This window comes from Tritonibacter sp. SIMBA_163, from assembly GCF_046535935.1.
In the GTDB taxonomy this organism is placed as follows: Bacteria; Pseudomonadota; Alphaproteobacteria; order Rhodobacterales; family Rhodobacteraceae; genus Epibacterium; species Epibacterium scottomollicae.
Map to the genome: position 1 here is coordinate 1 of NZ_JAWJBP010001602.1, position 228 is coordinate 228.

Sequence of the window (228 nt, forward strand, 5' to 3'; positions counted from 1 at the left end):
CCTGCAGGACTTCCGCAAGGCCCTCGACAAGCTACCCGACGATCAGCGCGAAGCGATCATTCTCGTCGGCGCAGCCGGGTTTGCCTATGAGGAAGCGGCGACAATCTGCGGCTGTGCAGTCGGCACCATCAAGAGCCGCCCCAGCCGTGCACGCACGCGCCTTCAGGCGCTACTCGGCGTTACGGGAGAAGGTGATTTCGGCCCCGATCCTGGCCATGCCGCCATCAC

The 228-nt window shown here is 64.9% G+C and carries 1 protein-coding gene; it reads left to right on the top strand.

The window, feature by feature from the left end; genetic code table 11:
• Positions 1-228 (top strand): sigma factor-like helix-turn-helix DNA-binding protein (locus tag R0J92_RS27660; RefSeq protein ID WP_411054032.1); only part of this gene is annotated, 228 nt, incomplete at both ends.